Raw genomic sequence first — 18,008 nt, forward strand, 5'->3', positions numbered from 1 at the left:
GTCATGTCACACTTGGGATATGAAATAAAAAAGCTAGGTTTCGGCCTGATGCGTCTGCCCAAAAGGGGCGACAATATAGATGTGGAACAGGTCAAGATCATGGTGGACCGCTTTCTTGCTGACGGTTTTACCTATTTCGACACGGCCTGGGCCTATCCCGGTAGTGAGGACGCCATCCGGCAGGCTCTGGTGGAGCGGCACCCCCGTGAAGCCTTTCAGTTGGCCACGAAAAACGCGGCATGGATCAAGTGCAAAAGCCGGGAAGAGGCTATCGGACAGTTTGAAACGTCGCTGCGGCAGACGGGCGCGGGCTATTTTGACTTCTACCTGCTGCACAACCTTGGAGAAAGCCGCACCCGCTTCTTTGACGTTTTCAACATGTGGGACTTCGTTCAGGAGAAAAAGCGGCAGGGGCTCATCAGGCATGTGGGATTCTCCTTCCACTCCAGGCCGGAGGAACTGGAGCAGATTCTGTCCGCGCACCCGGAAATGGAATTCGTGCAATTGCAAATAAACTATGGAGACTGGGAAAATCCCGCCGTTCAGTCCAGAGCCTGCTACGAAGTGGCGAGAAGGCATGAAAAACCCGTCATCATCATGGAACCGGTCAAGGGGGGTATGCTCGCCACCCCGCCGGAGCCGGTGGTGAAGATTTTCCGTAAGGCAAATCCGCAGGCCTCCAACGCTTCCTGGGCCATCCGTTTCGCGGCGAGCCTCGAAGGGGTCATCACAGTACTGTCCGGCATGAGCAATCTGGAACAGATGGAGGACAACCTCTCATACATGCGGAACTTTGCTCCTCTGTCCGCGGAAGAACATACCACAATACAGGAAGCGCAGAAGGCGTTGAACAGTATTCCGCTCATTCCCTGCACCACCTGCAACTACTGCGCAAAAGTCTGTCCCAACGACATAGGGATCTCGGGATCGTTCATCGCGATGAACTACCTGACGTTGTATAAAGACAAACGCGCGGCGCGTGTCCAAGAACAATGGATGGTCGGGGGACATGACAGGCAGAGCGCTGACAAATGCGTCCAATGCGGCGTATGCGAGGCGGTTTGTCCGCAACACATCGCCATCAGGGATGAACTGGTCAGAGTCCATGCCGCTCTGGGGGACGGACAGCTCGCACCGGGCAGCTAATCAGACTTGATAAAGCCATTGACCCGATAATCCCCTACGCCGAAAGAAGGAGCCTCCCTTCGGCCCCATACCAAAGAATACGTGAAACTCGGCAAACAGGTCTGGATGTCTCTCCGCTGTGCCTCGGCTGCATGAGCTTTGGCGATCCCGAAGGCTGAATACACAAATGGGCGCGGGACAAAGAACACAGCAAACCCATCATCCAGAGATCTCTGGATCTGGGCATCAATTTCTTTGATACGGCCAATGTCTACAGCCTCGACAGAAGCGAGGAAATTCTGGGACGCGCCATCAAGGATTTTGCCCGGAGGGACGAGGTTGTCATCGCCACCAAGGTGCATGGCGTCATGAGGAGTGGCCCCAACGGCGGCGGACTGTCGCGCAAGGGCCGCTACATCGGGGTTTCGGCAATGTGGGTCTGGCAGTTCCAGAAAGCACAGCATATCGCGGAAAGGCATGGCTGGACAACGTTCGTCTCCATGCAGACCCTCTACAACCTGGTATACCGCGAAGAAAAGCGGGAAATGGTGCCCTTGTGAAGGATATGTACGTCGGCCTGACTCCGTACAGTCCGCTGGCTGCCGGGCGTTTGTCACGGGCATAGAATGAAAGCACGGCACGCTATGAAACCGATACCATCGCGCAAAACAAGTATGGGGCGAACAAGGAAGCGGACAGGCTGATCGTGGATCGGCTTTCAGAACTGGCCGAAAAGCGCGGCCTCACCAGAACACAGCTAGCTCTGGCCCGGTGCTGCACAAAGAACCGGTGGTTTCCCCCGTTATCGGTTCCTACAGGATGTCGCATCTCGAGGACGCGGCGAATGCGGTACCCGTCCGGCTTTCACCCGAAGAAATGACCTTTCTGAAAGAGCTGTATATGCCACACCCCATTCAGGGGCATCATTAAGGAAACACCGGAGGAGTGTCATGAACCGACGAACGTTCATCAAAGCTTCACTAACCGCCACAGCCGCAGTGGCCGGAAGCGTCCTTTTGGACGGGCCGCTATCATCCGCCTCGGCGGTAACCGTACCAAACACGACAGAGGATGCAAAAATGAAAATATTGGTACTGACCGGCAGCCCACGGAAAAACGGGAACTCCAACACCCTCGCCGAACATTTCATCAACGGAGCCAAAGAGGCCGGGCACGAAGTAACCCGCTTTGACGCCGCATCCAGCAAGGTGCATCCATGCATTGCCTGCAACAAATGCGGCATGAACGGGCCCTGCGTGTTCAAAGACGATTTTGAAGTGGTGCGCGAACACATCATTCCCGCCGATCTGGTGGCGTTTGCAACCCCCATGTATTACTTCGGGATTTCGGCTCAACTGAAAACGGTCATTGATCGTTTCTATGCCATCAACGGAGAAATACACATCCCCAAGAAAGCTATGCTGATGATGACCTACGCAAACAATTCTCCCAGAAACGAAAGCCCGATCCTCACGTATTATGAAGTACTGCTGGAATACCTCGGCTGGAAGGATGCGGGACGGATCATCGTTCCCGGCGTCTGGCCTACGGGTGCAATTAATCAGACACCATTTCCTGCTCAGGCCTTCGCTCTAGGCAAGAGCGTCTAAATACCGCGTGCTCAACAAGCAACCACAGTGCGAAGTCCCGTAAAGTGTAAAAGACTTCAGACTGTTCGCCATCCTTACCTTTTCTATAATTCATGCGCATGAGTTGCCGGGACTGCTGAAAAGCTCAGCAGTCCTTTTTCTATTTCTTCCTTATGTTCTTACGGGGTCATCTTTGGGTATCATATCAAGGAATATTCTTCTCTTCCTTCCCCACCTACAAGAACCAAACATTCACCAATCCCGACCCAGATGAGCCGGTAAGCGACGCTTCCCTCCTGCAGGACAAGCCGCAGCCCGTCATGTTCGCCCCTCAGGGGAAGGACGAGCATCGCGGCATCTTTCTGGTGAATCTCCACTCCCCCCTAAATTCCGGCACGGCGGGCATCAACGCCAAGTACAACGAACTGGTGTCATGGTTCACAGCCGGGTGCAGGCGCATCCGAACCGACCGAGGAGCGCTACATTTCCTGCATATATTATTACTATTACCGCAAAGTTATCACCGCCGATTTTCACCTCCCCGGCACGGCGCTGTTCGCTATCTGGGCCATGCACACGACATCGCTGTCCAGCCCCATCCCCAAGGTGACGTACTCGGCCCGGCGCAATATCGCCATGCTTCCGATGTCCGACGGCTCGACCTGGCCCGGTCTCTATCGAACCCGACCTATGCCGAATCGCGCGCCGCGTCAGTTATAGAGCGTACATTTTAGAATGTAGTGGATTTGAAACACTAAAAAAGGGCTTACTGGATTTCAACAATCCCTTGAAATTTATGGCTGAGAGGGGAGAGATTCCGTTTTAATTGCGCTAAGGCATTAAACTTTATACTCGTCTGGTTGTGTTTATTGCACAGACCGTATCCATAAAACGGCTGCGCAAACTCAAAAAAACTCCTACCGAACATGATGAAGAGGGATACTCGAAAGATGTCGGATATCCCTCAAAAGATTTTTCTTTGTTGTCAGAAAGAACACAGAGATTGGTTTACTCCATAACAAATGGTCGCACAGCGCGTATCATTCTGTAATCGCATGGAGGGAGGAAGCCCTATCCATTACATGATCAAAGTGTATAGCCTTGCTGAACCCGTTAATACGAAGGAATACGTCAAATGCGGAAAATACCGTCCTTTTGTTGTCGTACACAAAAGAGTGACTGTTCAACAAGCATTCCATCAGGATGCAAGCCTCTTCCACACCATCGGCGTAATAGCGGCATTGAAGCCGATAGGCGGACTCCACCGCGCCATATCCCTAATACCGGAAGCCCAACAGCAGCTTTTGAACAGTATGACATGCAAACCAAGGGTATCGGCAGTTATAAGATAATCCCGACTCATTTGGACAGAGCCTCATAGAGCGCATCCTATTCCGTCATACTTGAAAAAAGAGCGGTCATCACATGAGTGCGTGGCTTACTACTCCCAATATATTCCCTCAGAGCTTCATCAAGAATGGGCTGAATCTGACGTCCCTTTTCATGGGCCATTTGATGCAATTTGGCAAGGGCATCCAAGGAGAGCTGCGTTGCGAATTTGACCTTTTGTCCTGTTGTTGCAGTTGATTGCGTCATTTTTCTTCTCTTTTTCTTGAAGCTAGGCAGTCTATCTTGATTTATCAAGAAATATCTTGAAAATTTTCAAACTCCATATTCAATATCAAAGAATCAGACACAAAAATTCCTACACATTTATATAGTGATGAACCCCGAACACATCGGATGCCCCTCACGTCCTATTTAATCCAATCCTCATAGATAACTTCAAGTACGGCAAAGAATGCATAAAGCCAGTTCACACCCTACTCTTGTCCCATTCTTTCCATATTTACATTCTCTATTTTATAACTATGTCCTTTACCTTCAAAAATTAAATCCCCTAGCGCTTCATCTAGTGCAACTCCGTTGAAAACCATGATTTTCAACATTCATCAACACTAAAGTTCCGTAAGTTGGCCTCCGCAGATATTAAACGCTTGGCCCGTAATGTATTCGGATTCCGGGGAAACGAGAAAGGCCACAAGATGTCCCACGTCTTCCGGAGCTCCCATCCTACCATAGGGGATGGTTTCGACCATGCGCGCTACTCGCGCTTCCAAAGAGATACCCTGCTCCGCAGCTTCCCGTTCAAAACGGGCCTTGTTGAGCTCCGTATATATTTGCCCGGGGCAGATGGCATTCGCCCTGATGCCTTCTGCGGCGTACTCCACGGCAAAGCACTTGGTAAGCATGATAAGAGCTGCCTTACTTACTGAATAGGCACTGTATCCCGGCGACGGGCGTTTGCCTGCTCGGGAGGCGATATTGACGATGGAACTTCCCCGCTGCATCATGGGTAAAAGTTTGCGGATCATTTTGAACGGGCCGCCGAGATTGATATCCAGCACTTTCGACCAGGTCCCCTCGTCCATCTCTCCCAAACGGGCACCGGCGGGCATTATCCCCGCATTGTTGACCAGTGCGTGAACCGTCGGGGTGAATCTCCTTATCTGTTCCACGGCCTTTTTCACATCCTGATCGGATGTGATATCAAGAGGCACAGGTAAAACGCGTACCCCATAGTTCTCCTGCAGCTTGGCACTACTTTCACCAAGAGGCGTTGAAGGGAGATCCATGATGACGACATCCATACCGCATGAAGCAAGCGCTTCCGCAATACCAAAACCGATTCCCGCAGGGTGAGCGGCCCCTGTCACAACAGCTGTCTGTTGGGTAGATTCCCAATATGTCTGCACGGCTACTTCCATCGGCTTATTCCCCTTTATTCAGCAGCCTGTTTACACGTGGCTACTGTTTTAATACGCATGAAAAATGGAATACCCAAGACGGAGATAAGAACAGTGCACTCTCCTATCACAGTCTCTCCTTTGCAGGAGGTAGGTGAACGGCACGGCCTTCCGCCGCCAACACGGCCTCTCGCAGGGCTTCGCCCAGGGTAGGATGCCCGTGTATTGTCGCCAGTACTTCATCCGAAGTCGCCTCCATACCGACGGCTAGACAGGCTTCAGAAATTAAATCCGTAGCACGGGGACCATATATATGGACTCCAAGTATTTCCCTATGCGTTTTTCCCACCAGAACTTTAATCACCCCGTTTCCGCCGTTCATGATCAAAGCCCGCCCATTGGCTGCAAGCGGAAACACTCCCACATCATACGCTTTACCTACTCTCTGGGCCGCCTCCTCCGTCAGACCTGTACAAGCCAATTCCGGGCAGGAATATACACAGGAAGGATTGGTTACGGCCTTGAATTCTGCCGAATGGCCAAGCGCATTTTCCGCCGCTACCTCTCCCTGCATGGAAGCGACATGAGCCAAGAGTATCTGACCGGTACAATCCCCGACCGCATACACGCCGCTCCTGCTCGTCTCCATATGCATATTGACAAGGATCTGTCCGCGTTCGGTATCTATGCCGCACGCATCTAAACCGAGAGCTTCCGTATTCGCCTTACGGCCTACACAAAACAGCACGTTTTCACCAATAAGGATCTGTTCACCATTGTCAGCTTCTATATATACTGCGGCTTGTGCCCCCCTGTTTTCAATACGTATAACCTTAGCCCTGGTATGTATCCTCAGGCCTTTCCGTGCGAAATCCGCACGCAGCATCCCAACAAGCTCACCGTCCATCATCGGCAAAATCTCATTTGCCATTTCAACTATATGAACATGGCTACCCAGCATACTGTATAGCGTTGCCATCTCCACACCGATGACGCCTCCCCCAATGATGATCAAAGAGGCGGGAATGGTGTCCAAACCCAACGCTCCCGTACTGTCGATGCATTGCGGGCAATCAATCCCCGGGATGGGCGGTACGGCTGGTACTGACCCCGAGGCGATAATAATCCGATCAAACGTGAGTATCTGCTCGCCATCCTTAACGTTCACAATAAGTTTTTTTGAATCCAAGAACTGGGCCGTCCCTATAATGACCTTGACGCCATTGGCCCGGAGCAAACCTTGAACCCCACCAATAAGCTTCCTCACTACAGCCGCTTTCCGCCGCTGCATCGCGGTAAAATCAAGTCGTATATCTGTATAGACACCCCATTCTGAAGCGTTCTTGGCCTCATTATATAGTTCCGCACCGTGCAGCAGCGCCTTTGTAGGAATGCAGCCGACATTCAGGCAGGTTCCCCCCAACTGTTCCTTTTCAATCAGTGTGACGTCTGCCCCAAGTTGGGCCGCCCGAATAGCGGCCACATAACCGCCGGGGCCACCGCCAATGACGGCGACCGTCGTTTTTTCTCTCATGATGTCCTCCTTTGTTGTTGGAATATTTCAGCATTGAAATGCTCTGTTCCGAATGCATATACAGAGAGCCATAAACAGAATAATTTATGCAATCACACTCTATTACATGAATAACATTCTTTGGGCCCAATAAGGTGTCAAAGGCAGCCTGTTCTCAGCCGTGTACGAACCAAGGGCGAGCCATCTAGACTTCGGGCCAAAAACACCTCGTCCCCGGTATTCCCGCACAACAGATCGGGGAAAAGGCCTCCAGAGCCAACGCATTCCGTACGGCTCTGTTCCAGCCCCAGCGATCACCTTCTTCACACGGAAGATGCGTTATCAGCACTCGAGACGGCCGCAAGATATGCCGCATGCGTTGACATGCCGTTTTGACGGAAAACCAGGGAAAGGGAATCACCAGTAATGCCGGACAGGGGCAAAGCTCTGCCAGACGTTCCATATTTTCTTCGGAAAAAGCGGCATCCCCGGCAAAGATAATGGAATGCGATCCTTCGACAATAAAAGCCAAATTCAGAATATCGGCATATTGCGGGCCTGCATGACGCAGGGCAACCGCCGTTACGCCCAGTCTCCCTTTGGAAAAGGAAACGGTATGCATAAGCTTCGGTTTTATACTGACAGGGCTGTCCATTTCAGGTGCCAACCGCGCTACTGCGTCGACCACCTGCGGACTGGAATAGACGGGCACATGAGGCCTCTCCAGCACAAAACGCGCAACGAGCCCAGCATCGAAATGATCTTCATGATGATGGGAAATGAGCATCATATCGACACGTTCATAAGGCGGCCCGCCACGAATAATCGTTTGTGCCATATCCAGTGGAATACCTGCATATGGACGTTGTTCACCATTATTCAGGGCATCTATCAGGATGCTGTGTCCATCTATCAGGACATGCAGGCCCATATTGGATAGACAATATACATCCAACCTTCGCTCAACCATCGGAAAATCCGGATTCAAAATTAAATAGGCATTTCAGGATCTCTTCGCGCTTCAGAGTTCCGAAGCACATATCTATTGGCAGACGTGCCAAAGCCTCGTCCACATCCCGCACTTGATAACGAAGCCCGCACAGCTCCTTTGTCACCAAGGCGATATCGCCTCGAGCCATGAAATCTCCGAAGAAGGTGCAGTGCTCTATGATGCCATGCCGAATATCCAGCAGAGCCTCTACACTCCCTCCAGGAAATGTACATTTGTTACGGAAGGAAAAAGGAGGAGTTTCCCCGTAGTTCCAATCCCAGCTCAAATACTTGTTGGAGCGCAACTGCAGTACTGCCAGCTCATCGGCTTCCCGCAATACCAAATTTTGAGAGGAAAACCCTGAAGCCAACTGCCTTTGAAGGCGTTCCATAAAAGCCGATACAGAAACATCAGGAAGCCAGTCTTTAATATTGGCAACCCGCGCGCGAACGGATTTTGTGGCTTTTGACTGAAACTTTTCAGGTGTTACGCGAAGCGACCGGGAGAGCACATCCAGATTGACGTCAAAAAGCAATGTTCCGTGGTGAAGGATACGCTTTTTATAAATAGACTGCGCATTGCCGGATACCTTTCTTCCGTGGACGGAAAGATCATTGCGTCCGTCAAGCGTTACGGGAACCCCCATGACATTGAGAGCGGCGGCTATCGGCGCCATGAAGTCCACCATACGTTGACCCGCCACATCTTTCAGCCCAACGATAAAAGAAAAATTGACGTTGTTCAGATCATGATACACTGCACCGCCCCCACTGATACGGCGGATAATGTTGATGCCGTTCGCGTCGGCATAAGATCGGTCAATTTCTTCAGCCGTGTTCTGATTACGCCCTACAACAATCGTATTGTCGTTACGCCACAACAGCAGAACGTCCTCATCCCAACAGCTCAAGATATGCTCTTCAACGGCCAGATTGTAATATGGATCTGTACTCTCAAGGCGGTATAACCTCATAACGTCCTCCCACAAGCCCATTCTCAAGCCGTAAAACGATTTCCCCTCACATAAAGCAATATCCATACCGACATCGCCGCCATTCTCTACTTCAGTATTTATATTGTAGTTATAGTATGTTATGAGACATAAAAAAGAATATGCCGTCAAACGGACATAGGCTGGGGGGGAGAAAAAATGAAAGCTGTACATTTTTGCTGCACACAACTGTAAAAGAAGATTAACAGTATGCTCCCCTCCCAACGTACGGCAGTTCATATTATGATTTAATCATTTGAATTTATAAGATATATTATTTTGGTATCATCTTTGCTTTGCCTGTGGCGATTCATAATCCCCATCATTCAACTGGTATTCGGAGGAAATGATGTCGCACGAAACGGACCAAAAGACATTGGCGGAGCAGTTCTATGCCACCATGCTGCGGGCAAGGCGCTTTGAAGAGGAAGCCTTTGAATTCTATAAAAAGGGAATGATGCCCGGCATGGCGCATCTGTACCTGGGAGAGGAAGCCGTAGCGGTCGGCGTGTGTACGGCTCTAAAACCGGAAGACTGTATCGGCAGTACACATCGCGGACATGGCCACCTTGTCGCCCGAGGTGCGGACATGGGGCGCATGATGGCAGAAATTTTGGGCAAAAAAACAGGATATTCCAAAGGGAAAGGCGGCACTATGCACATCATGGCCCGAGACAGGGGGATCTTGGGGGCAAATGGCATTGTGGGCGCGGAGCTCCCCATATCCACCGGTGCGGCCTATGCCTTCAAATTGCGCAAAGAACCCCGCGTGTCCGTTGTCTTCTTCGGGGATGGAGCATCCAATCAGGGCACTTTCCACGAAAGTATCAACATGGCGGCGGCATGGGATCTTCCTATCGTCTATGTCATCGAAAACAACAGGTATGCGATCTCAACCGGATTCACGAGGGTGACCAAGGAACATCGGCTCTCCAACCGTGCCCTGGCATACAGCATCCCGGGAGAAACGGTCGACGGCAATGATGTGTTTGCCGTGTATGAAGCGGCCTCCAAAGCGGTGGAACGTGCCCGGAGAGGTGAGGGCCCGACCCTGCTCGAGTGTCTGACGTACCGCTGGCAAGGGCATAACGTGGGGGATCCCGGCAAATACCGCCCCGACGACGAAGTCGCAGAATGGAAATCCAGAGATCCCCTTAGACTGCTGGAACGTTCCGGCATTCTGTCCGAACAGGAAATTTCCGCCATCCGTTCCGATGTGGAAGCAGAGATCGCCGATATGTGCGCATTCGCCGCAGAAAGCGAATACCCCCCCCTCTCGGAACTCGGTACAGATGTCTTTGTGGATTAGGGCAACTCAACCCGCTCCAGATCCTTTCCATTTTTAAGATATTGCAAAGTCAGGCTCCGGGATATCAGGAAAACATTCCTGCCGCGACTCGAGAAGGCCTTCCGGCTTTGAAAAGACGTTTGTTCAAAGCCAATCTGCTTCAGGTGCTGTTGCCCTATTCTTTTAGACAAGGTTGGTCGATATGAGAGAGCTGTTGTACAAAGACGCCATCCGCGAAGCGATGGATGAAGAACTGGCAAGGGACGAACGCGTATTTCTGATTGGGGAGGACGTCGGCATCTTCGGGGGATCTTTCAAATGCTCCGTCGGATTACGGGACAAGTACGGCGATATGCGGTGCAAGGATGCGCCGATTTCCGAAGCGGGCATCGTGGGAACCGGCGTGGGAGCGGCTATTGTGGGAATGCGCCCCATAGTCGAAATCATGTACGCGGATTTCTTGTTGGTCTGCATGGATCAAATTTGCAATCAGGCCGCCAAAATCAACTATATGTCCGGCGGGCAGATCCACGTGCCTTTGGTGATCCGGACCCCCATGGGTGGCGGGAGAGCCCTTGCCGCACAGCATTCCCAATGCCTGCATGCATGGGTAGCCAATTGCCCCGGGCTCAAGATCGCCCTGCCCTCCACCGCACGGGAAGCCAAGGGACTCCTCAAAAGCGCGATCCGTGATGATAACCCCGTACTGATCTTTGAACACAAAGCCATGTACAACATGAAGTTCGATGATCTGCCCGCTCCGGAAGCCGACGAACTGATCCCGCTCGGTAAGGCCCGCATAGTCTCCGAAGGCTCGGACATCACCGTCGTGTCCTGTTCCCTCATGACCTTGAAATGCGAAAAGGCCGCGATGGAGCTCTCCAAAGAGGGTATCTCCGTCGAACTGATCGACTTGCGCACCATTACGCCGTTGGATACGGGAACCATCATCGATTCCGTCCGGAAAACGGGCCGTCTGCTGGTCGTTGACGAAGGGCACACCAGTTACGGGATCACGGGAGAAATCATCGCCCGGATCATGCCTGACGTGTTCTACTCCCTAGAAGCTCCGGCCCAACGCCTGTGTACGCCAGACATCCCTATCCCCTTCACCCCTCGCCTTGAGCAAGCGATGCAGCCTAACGAGACGACCATCGCCGCCAAAATTCGGGAAATGCTGTAACAACGCGGCATGAAAGGAGCTGTGACATGGCTGAGATCATTGTTATGCCCAAACTCGGTTTCAATCAGGAAGAGGGCGAACTGGTCAAATGGCACAAGCAGGTCGGCAATCCGATCAACAAAGGTGATCTGCTGTTTGAAACCAATACGGATAAAACAACAATGCCGGTGGAAGCCACCCGTGATGGCATCCTCCTGAAAATACTTGTTGCTGAAGGCGAAGCCGTTCCGGTCTTCACGCCCATCGCGGTGGTAGGCGACGCGGGAGAAGATGCTGATGCCGCTCTGTCTGCCGCCGCCATCGGACAGGATGCGCCCGGCCAAGAACCAAATGCGCATACAAACGAAGAGCCAGCCTCAGAAGGCTCACTCGGTTTGGAAGGCCTGAAGGCCTTTCGTCTGTCCCCCAAGGCTCAAAAGCTGATGCGGGACAGGAGGATCGAACCAGCTTGTCTAGCCCTTGTCACCGGAACGGGATTTCAGGGGGGCATCACCGCACGCGATATCCTTCTTTCAGGAGTATTGGAAAATGCCGCTGAACCCAAGAACAGAAGTTCTCCTCTGGCCCGTAAGGTCGCGGAAGAGCATGGCATAGATCTGGCCTCCGTCACGGGAACCGGCATTGCGGGCAAGGTCATGTGCACCGATGTGGAACAGGCCATAGCTTCTCCCTGCGTCTCGGAAGCGCTTTCGGCTCATTCTTTTGTGACTGCCGGGCCGAAAGTTTTGCGCACCGCACCATACACCGGCCTGCGCAAAATCATAGGCGATCGTTTAAGCCAAAGCCTGTTCACAGCACCGCATCTGTATTTCACGGAAAATGTGGATATGGGAGAATGCTTGGCCTTCCGTAAGCGGATAAACGAACTCCCGGAAAACAAGGTAGCCATGTCCGATCTGCTGATCAAGGCCGTCAGCAAGTCCCTCCAAGAATATCCGAACATCAATGCTTCCCTACATGACGGAACCATCGTCACCTACCAAAGTATCAATATCGGCATGGCGGTAGCGGGAGACAAAGGTCTGATCGTACCCGTTGTCAAGGATACGCAAGAAAAGCCCCTCAGCAAGATCGCCTCCGAAACCCGCGATCTGGTGGAACGGGCTAAATCCGGCACGTTGGTGCCGGAAGAATACTCAGGCGGCACCTTCAGTATCTCCAATTTGGGCATGTTCGGCATAGAAAATTTCACCGCCATCATCAACCCTCCGGAAGCAGCCATTCTGGCCGTCAGCTCCGTCCGGAAAAAGGCTGTGATAACACTGGACGAGCACGGCGAAGACGCCATGGCCATCCGTCCCATGATGTCCATCCAACTATCCGTCGATCATCGGCTTATCGACGGCCTGCTCGCCGTTCAATTCCTCGCCTGCCTTAAGGATCTTCTGGAACATCCGTTGGCGATCGTGCTGTAAACTTCCCGCCATTCCGACAAACACCCTCCTGAGGCGTCGTGCCTGCGGCGAACGCTCGGGAGGGCGTTCATGTTTCCGCCGCTGCAGGTATTCCCTGAACACGAACTCAACAGGGTAAAGAATCGTGTACAACGCAAAGGACATGAACCAGACTCAGCGCTTGCAGCTGCGGCATCCACTGTACGTCCTTATCCCCGCTCCAACAGATAGAGATAAAAACAAGGCGACATTCCTTGAGTTGAAACTCCATCAAAAGGCTCCTGTGTCGAACCTTAAACATTTTCATTTTGAAAAAAGAACGACACTGACTCCAAATAGGAATTCAGCACGATCCAATGCGGCGTGAGATCAGATGAAAACAGCGTACTGCTTGACCGAGGGATTGGGAGTATCCAGTATTTCAAGTGCATACCAGCCCTAAAGGGTTTCACCCAGCCGCAACAGAACAGCAAAAAAACCGCCCTGTACATGTCGGGACGGTTTTTTTGCCTTTGGGGCCACACTTATTATCAGAAGTATCCGAAGAAGTGAGGCAAGAACAAGGATATTTGAGGAACAAAGGTGATGAGCAGAGAACAGAACAGTAAGACAATGATGTAAGGCAAGACCCCCACGGCAACTTTCTCCACCGGTATATTAGCGATACGCGATGAAACGAACAGATTGACTCCGAGTGGTGGCGTCAACAGAGCGATTTCATTGGAAACGACAAGGATAATGCCAAAGTGGATAGGATCTACCCCTACATGGATCACAACGGGGAGCAACACCGGAACCAGAATGATAAGGGTGGCCAACGTTTCCAAAAACATGCCCAAGAGAAAAAGCATAGCCTGAATGAGGAGAAGAATGACATACTTGTCTTGAGAAATGCTGAGAAAGATATTGGCCAGCCGTTGAGGAGCCTGCTCGATGGTAAGGATTTTTCCAAATAACGTGGAAGCCCCCACTATCAGAAGGACAACGCCGCACAGCATTGCCCCTTCAAGAAGGGCTGCATAAATCTTTTTCGCATTCAGGGCGCGGTTGATGACACCACCTACAAACAGCGACCAGATGATTGCGACGATTGAAGCTTCCACCGGAGTGCATATGCCTGAGTATATGGAACCCAAGATGATAAACGGGGTAAGCAGCGAAAAAATATTTCTGAAACAGATCTTCAGAAAGATAACGGCGCTGAATGGAGGAAGCCCCACATCGATGCCCACTTTATCACGTTTGGCAAGAGACCAAGCCGTAAGTATCAAAGCAAAGGCGACGATAAAGCCGGGAATAAAGCCTGCGGTAAACAATCCCGTAATGGATACATTGCCGATGATGCCGTAAATAATGAGTGGATTGCTGGGTGGGATCAGGATGCCCACGGTTCCGCCGGAAGAAGAGACGGACGCCGCGTATTGAGGTGAATACCCCTGGCGCAGCATAGACGGAATCAACAGCGTTCCCACAGCCGCGACCGTCCCCGGCCCCGAACCCGAGATGGCGGCGAAGAAGGTGCAGGCCATGATCGTCGTGATCCCGAGCCCGCCATACATGCGCCCCACCAGCATCTTGACGACATCAATGATTTGCCCCGTTACGCCGCCCTGCTCCATTAAGGTTCCCGCTACGACAAAACAAGGAATGGCCAATAGCGGAAAGGAGTTGAGCCCCTCAAAAAGCGCATTGTGGATAACTGTCAGAGGCAGGCTCGAAAAAACGAACAACGAAATCATGGTCGAGGAAATCAACACCATATAGACAGGTACACCAAACAGCAGGAGTACCACCAGACTGATCAACAAGATGCTAAGCGTATCCATCCGTGTCCTCCTCCCCGACGTTCTTCACCAATGAATACAGCGTCCCTTCCTTTATCCTCCGTAAATAGATCTCTATGATTCGCCAGCTCGTCAGAAGAAACGTACAAGGAATGATCATTTCAACGTGGGCTTTGACAATACCAAGCGTCGGTGAGATTTCAGGGAATTCATAGTTCTCGCGGATAACCTCCCAAGCGTACCATGCAATCATCACATTGAAAGCAACACAAATCATGTCGGATAGGATACGGAAAAACAACCGCATCTTCAGCGGCATTTTCAGGAACTGTGCCGTAATACGCACCTGAGCAAGGCGTTTGGTCGCCAGGCTCATACCGATATACACAGTCCAAATAAAACAATACCTACTCAGCTCTTCAGTCCATGCAAGGGCTGATCCCCAAATCATACGGATGCTGACTTGCAGAGCCAGACAGAGTATCATACCAGCGCACAAAGTTACACACAAATACTCTTCAAAATTATCATATATTGTCCGGAGCATGGGGTAGGCGACCTCCTGAGTAAAGACGGCGGAAATGCCGACGGCCTCCTGAAGGCACAAGGAGGCCGCCGAAAAAAGAGGGCTACTTCATGGCTTCAAGTGCTTGATCGACAAACTGCTTACCGCCGACCGTATCATAAAACTTGGGCCATACGCTGCGAGCCTTTTCCGCCCACTTGTCCTCATCGGACACGGTGCCTATGACCATACCGCCGTCGATGCATTGCTGAAGCGCCTTGGCATCCTCTTCTTCAGACCACTTCCATTCATACTCAGCAGCTTCCCTGGCTGCGCGAACAAAAAGCTCCCGAGTATCAGGGTCCAGCTTGGCAAACCAGCGCTCGCTCACAAGAATGGGAGCCACCCACAGCATATAGTGGATATCTGTGATGTACTTCTGCACTTCCCAAAATTTGGCGTCACGATTGATCAAGTGTGGATTTTCCTGACCGTCGATAACTCCCTGCTGAAGACCGTTGAAGGTTTCAATCCACGGAAGAGGATGTGGCTCCACTCCCCACGAACGAAACGCGGCAAGCTGTAACTCCACGGGAGGAACGCGCCACTTGAGGCCAGCCATATCGTCGATGGTCTTGATGGGACGTTTGGAATTGGTCAGTACGCGGTAGCCTCCGATCAGCCAACCCAAGGGGCGGGTCTTACTTTGCTCCGTGATGGCTTCATTAAAAGTCTTCATGAATGCCTCGTTTCGGAAAAACGTGAAGGCATGCTGCTTTGAAGGAAACATATAAGGAAGGATGACCAACGTGGCTTTCGGAGCAAATGGTGTCAGATTGCCCGCAGCGAGAACTCCCATCTGGATCTCATTGCTGCGCAGCTGCTTGACGACTGCCTGTTCGTCTCCAAGAACACCTCCCGTGTATAGTTCGCATTTAATCTTGCCATTCGATTCCTTATGGACGATTTCAGCGAGCCGAGCCAGCGGTACCGCCTGCACAGAACCGGGAGGAGTGGAACAGGCAATGCGGACTGTCATGCTTTTGTACTCCTTGGCATGTGAAACACCGCCCAGAACCATACCAAAAGACAATAGCGCAAATATAAGAGCCTTTTTCATGAGTCACTCCTTCATTGAAGATTGTTGGAACTTAGTCCACGCACGCTCCGCATGGAGAGGGCCATTGGAGATGCTTTCCCTGAGAGCCCAAACCGGTTAGATCGGCCGACTGATCCCGCCCAGATGTTCTCTTAGTTTGCAAGGAGTGTTCCCGCGACATGTCCTCCTAAGGTGACAAAAAATGTTCAGTTATTTTAATGTATAAAGAAGATAAAAGATCTTATTTTCAGAATGTTGCCCTAAAAAAATGCGGAAAAGCATTCCACTTGTCCGCACGTTGTATATTTCCTCATACAGGCCATGAGTGAGGTGTAATCTCCCCTATACATTTCTCCATTCATGTACGACCAGAAGAACTTCGCCGGATTCCGTACCGCTTGAATTTTCCATACAAAGTAACGCGGGTGATGCCCAACTCCTGTGCTGTCTTGGAGACGTTCCCATTATTCTTCTGTAAAACGGAAAGAAGATAGTTAGCCTCTTGGGACTCCATATAGTCCGAAAGGCTACGACCGTGCGCGGTGACGGGAGAAGGGCTGTCCGGGATGACGTTTTTGCTGACGAGTTCATTTGGTAAATCTTTAATATCAATAACCTTATCCGTGCAATGTATGGAAGCATGTACCAATGCATTGAACAGCTGCCGCACATTGCCCGGCCACTCGTAAACACTCATCGCCCGAGCAGCCTTCTCAGTGAAATCTATGTCCAAATAACCTATCTTGGACAGGATATGTCGCGCCAAAAGCAAAATATCATCTCCCCTTTCGCACAGGGGCGGCATATAAATGCGCAGGGCATTTATCCTATAATAGAGGTCCTCCCGGAAAGTCCCCTCCCCCACCATTGCATTGAGATCTCGGTTAGTTGCCGTAATGAGCCGAAAGTCAACTTTAACAGGTGAAACGGCACCGACCCGAAGGATTTCTTGTTCTTCCAACGCCCGCAACAGCTTGACCTGAGCATGCAACGGAATATCTCCTATTTCATCCAAAAACAGGGTGCCGCCGTTGGCTAGCTCCAACAAGCCCATTTTGCCGCTCTTATGCGCCCCAGAAAAAGCCCCAGGAGCGTAACCGAAAAGCTCCGCTTCAAACAGTTCCGTAGGAACAGCCGCACAGTTGATGGAAACGAATTTCCCTGACGCGTAGGTACTGCCGCTATGCAGGGCTTGAGCGACGAGTTCTTTCCCTGTACCGGTATTTCCACGAATAAGCACGGGATGGGAGTCCGCGGCGTATATCTTGATCTGCCTTTTGATTTCGACGATTTTCCGGCTTTCGCCTACAATGCTGTCGACATTATACCGTGTACAAGATGAATTATTACTTTTATTGTATATTTTCTTTTTCTTCTGAAGCAAATCAATCTTGTCATGCAGTTCCTTGAGCTCATTCGGATCCGTAAACAGGATATGAGACACCATACCGATGACGTCCCCCTGATTGTCACGTACGGGGACACGATTGACCACAAATTTATAATTATCACCGAATAACGGCAAGGTGCACAAATCGCCGAGTTCTGGTTTGCCGTTTTTGATAACGATAGGGGCCCGTGTCGCGGGATTCAGTTCCGTCAATGGCCGCCCCAAGATGCTCGAAACTTTACCACCAAGTAAAGCCGCATAGCAGGCATTGACTCTGCGAACAATATAATCCGTGTCACAGAATAAAATACCTGAAGGAAGAGCATCTAACACCTGCTGATTCAACGATTCTAATACAGCCAAATCTCGAACCATATGGACGCATCCTCCGTCTTCTAGAAAAAGGATA

16 protein-coding genes are annotated in these 18,008 nt (G+C 51.2%); 6 read left to right on the plus strand and 10 right to left on the minus strand.

The window, feature by feature from the left end:
- Nucleotides 1-3 precede the first annotated feature (3 nt).
- Nucleotides 4-1,146, plus strand: coding sequence for an aldo/keto reductase (locus tag T370_RS0100200; RefSeq protein WP_029434329.1), 1,143 nt, complete (start codon nucleotides 4-6; stop codon nucleotides 1,144-1,146).
- On the opposite strand, the gene T370_RS25845 is transcribed toward T370_RS0100200, so the two are convergent.
- Nucleotides 1,143-1,487, minus strand: a complete 345-nt coding sequence (locus T370_RS25845) for a hypothetical protein (protein WP_248604173.1) — start codon at nucleotides 1,485-1,487, stop codon at nucleotides 1,143-1,145. The genes T370_RS0100200 and T370_RS25845 overlap by 4 nt on opposite strands.
- Between T370_RS25845 and T370_RS26210 the strand changes: the two genes are divergently transcribed.
- Together T370_RS26210 and T370_RS0100210 are read left to right on the plus strand one after the other, a co-directional pair.
- Nucleotides 1,371-1,685, plus strand: coding sequence for an aldo/keto reductase (locus T370_RS26210; RefSeq protein ID WP_248604185.1), 315 nt, complete (start codon nucleotides 1,371-1,373; stop codon nucleotides 1,683-1,685). The two genes, T370_RS25845 and T370_RS26210, sit on opposite strands and share 117 nt — an antisense overlap.
- Before the next feature lie 390 nt (nucleotides 1,686-2,075).
- Nucleotides 2,076-2,735 (plus strand): flavodoxin family protein, encoded by a 660-nt coding sequence (locus T370_RS0100210; RefSeq protein WP_081847444.1) that lies wholly within the window; start codon nucleotides 2,076-2,078, stop codon nucleotides 2,733-2,735.
- A gap of 1,368 nt (nucleotides 2,736-4,103) precedes the next feature.
- Here the strand turns inward: T370_RS0100210 and T370_RS0100230 are convergent.
- The 5 genes from T370_RS0100230 to lplA all read right to left on the minus strand — a co-directional run bounded on the left by T370_RS0100230 (nucleotide 4,104) and on the right by lplA (nucleotide 9,196).
- Nucleotides 4,104-4,310, minus strand: coding sequence for a hypothetical protein (locus tag T370_RS0100230; protein ID WP_029434331.1), 207 nt, complete (start codon nucleotides 4,308-4,310; stop codon nucleotides 4,104-4,106).
- 362 nt (nucleotides 4,311-4,672) lie between these two features.
- Nucleotides 4,673-5,482: an SDR family NAD(P)-dependent oxidoreductase gene (locus tag T370_RS0100235; protein WP_051643700.1), complete on the minus strand. Its 810-nt coding sequence runs from the start codon at nucleotides 5,480-5,482 to the stop codon at nucleotides 4,673-4,675.
- A gap of 106 nt (nucleotides 5,483-5,588) precedes the next feature.
- A complete protein-coding gene (gene lpdA, locus T370_RS0100240; protein WP_029434333.1) occupies nucleotides 5,589-6,995 on the minus strand; it encodes a dihydrolipoyl dehydrogenase in 1,407 nt (468 codons plus the stop codon).
- Nucleotides 6,996-7,179: 184 nt separating this feature from the next.
- Nucleotides 7,180-7,905, minus strand: coding sequence for an MBL fold metallo-hydrolase (locus T370_RS24010; RefSeq protein WP_211250443.1), 726 nt, complete (start codon nucleotides 7,903-7,905; stop codon nucleotides 7,180-7,182).
- 31 nt (nucleotides 7,906-7,936) lie between these two features.
- Complete coding sequence (gene lplA / locus T370_RS0100250; protein ID WP_081847446.1) at nucleotides 7,937-9,196, minus strand: lipoate--protein ligase; 1,260 nt, start codon at nucleotides 9,194-9,196, stop codon at nucleotides 7,937-7,939.
- A gap of 109 nt (nucleotides 9,197-9,305) precedes the next feature.
- Here lplA and T370_RS0100255 point away from each other — a divergent pair, with 109 nt between their 5' ends.
- The 3 genes from T370_RS0100255 (at nucleotide 9,306) to T370_RS0100265 (ending at nucleotide 12,842) form a co-directional block, all read left to right on the plus strand.
- On the plus strand, nucleotides 9,306-10,265 hold the full coding sequence (locus tag T370_RS0100255; RefSeq protein WP_081847447.1) for a thiamine pyrophosphate-dependent dehydrogenase E1 component subunit alpha: 960 nt from the start codon (nucleotides 9,306-9,308) through the stop codon (nucleotides 10,263-10,265).
- Between the two features lie 181 nt (nucleotides 10,266-10,446).
- Nucleotides 10,447-11,427 (plus strand): alpha-ketoacid dehydrogenase subunit beta, encoded by a 981-nt coding sequence (locus tag T370_RS0100260; RefSeq protein WP_029434337.1) that lies wholly within the window; start codon nucleotides 10,447-10,449, stop codon nucleotides 11,425-11,427.
- A 26-nt stretch (nucleotides 11,428-11,453) separates the two neighbouring features.
- A complete protein-coding gene (locus T370_RS0100265; RefSeq protein WP_029434338.1) occupies nucleotides 11,454-12,842 on the plus strand; it encodes a dihydrolipoamide acetyltransferase family protein in 1,389 nt (462 codons plus the stop codon).
- Nucleotides 12,843-13,351: 509 nt separating this feature from the next.
- Here the strand turns inward: T370_RS0100265 and T370_RS0100275 are convergent.
- From T370_RS0100275 to T370_RS0100290, 4 genes are all read right to left on the minus strand, one after another.
- Nucleotides 13,352-14,647 carry a TRAP transporter large permease gene (locus tag T370_RS0100275; protein ID WP_029434339.1) on the minus strand — a complete coding sequence of 432 codons (1,296 nt, stop codon included), beginning with the start codon at nucleotides 14,645-14,647 and terminating at the stop codon, nucleotides 13,352-13,354.
- On the minus strand, nucleotides 14,634-15,152 hold the full coding sequence (locus T370_RS0100280; protein WP_029434340.1) for a TRAP transporter small permease: 519 nt from the start codon (nucleotides 15,150-15,152) through the stop codon (nucleotides 14,634-14,636). Before T370_RS0100280 ends, T370_RS0100275 begins: the two co-directional genes overlap by 14 nt.
- Nucleotides 15,153-15,234: 82 nt before the next feature.
- On the minus strand, nucleotides 15,235-16,230 hold the full coding sequence (locus tag T370_RS0100285; protein WP_029434341.1) for a TRAP transporter substrate-binding protein: 996 nt from the start codon (nucleotides 16,228-16,230) through the stop codon (nucleotides 15,235-15,237).
- A gap of 337 nt (nucleotides 16,231-16,567) precedes the next feature.
- On the minus strand, nucleotides 16,568-17,974 hold the full coding sequence (locus T370_RS0100290; RefSeq protein WP_029434342.1) for a sigma-54 interaction domain-containing protein: 1,407 nt from the start codon (nucleotides 17,972-17,974) through the stop codon (nucleotides 16,568-16,570).
- Between the last annotated feature and the right edge of the window lie 34 nt (nucleotides 17,975-18,008).

Origin of the sequence: Bilophila wadsworthia ATCC 49260, assembly GCF_000701705.1 — a bacterium.
Lineage (GTDB): Bacteria > Desulfobacterota > Desulfovibrionia > Desulfovibrionales > Desulfovibrionaceae > Bilophila > Bilophila wadsworthia.

Coding starts and splice junctions, on each gene's coding strand:
- lplA (WP_081847446.1), bottom strand. CDS start 9,196: ATGAACTGCCGTACGTTGGGAGGGGAGCATACTGTTAATCTTCTTTTA.
- T370_RS0100235 (WP_051643700.1), bottom strand. CDS start 5,482: ATGGAAGTAGCCGTGCAGACATATTGGGAATCTACCCAACAGACAGCT.
- T370_RS0100200 (WP_029434329.1), top strand. CDS start 4: ATGTCACACTTGGGATATGAAATAAAAAAGCTAGGTTTCGGCCTGATG.
- T370_RS25845 (WP_248604173.1), bottom strand. CDS start 1,487: ATGCACCTTGGTGGCGATGACAACCTCGTCCCTCCGGGCAAAATCCTT.
- T370_RS0100255 (WP_081847447.1), top strand. CDS start 9,306: ATGTCGCACGAAACGGACCAAAAGACATTGGCGGAGCAGTTCTATGCC.
- lpdA (WP_029434333.1), bottom strand. CDS start 6,995: ATGAGAGAAAAAACGACGGTCGCCGTCATTGGCGGTGGCCCCGGCGGT.
- T370_RS0100260 (WP_029434337.1), top strand. CDS start 10,447: ATGAGAGAGCTGTTGTACAAAGACGCCATCCGCGAAGCGATGGATGAA.
- T370_RS0100290 (WP_029434342.1), bottom strand. CDS start 17,974: ATGGTTCGAGATTTGGCTGTATTAGAATCGTTGAATCAGCAGGTGTTA.
- T370_RS0100230 (WP_029434331.1), bottom strand. CDS start 4,310: ATGACGCAATCAACTGCAACAACAGGACAAAAGGTCAAATTCGCAACG.
- T370_RS0100210 (WP_081847444.1), top strand. CDS start 2,076: ATGAACCGACGAACGTTCATCAAAGCTTCACTAACCGCCACAGCCGCA.
- T370_RS0100275 (WP_029434339.1), bottom strand. CDS start 14,647: ATGGATACGCTTAGCATCTTGTTGATCAGTCTGGTGGTACTCCTGCTG.
- T370_RS0100285 (WP_029434341.1), bottom strand. CDS start 16,230: ATGAAAAAGGCTCTTATATTTGCGCTATTGTCTTTTGGTATGGTTCTG.
- T370_RS24010 (WP_211250443.1), bottom strand. CDS start 7,905: ATGGGCCTGCATGTCCTGATAGATGGACACAGCATCCTGATAGATGCC.
- T370_RS0100280 (WP_029434340.1), bottom strand. CDS start 15,152: ATGCTCCGGACAATATATGATAATTTTGAAGAGTATTTGTGTGTAACT.
- T370_RS0100265 (WP_029434338.1), top strand. CDS start 11,454: ATGGCTGAGATCATTGTTATGCCCAAACTCGGTTTCAATCAGGAAGAG.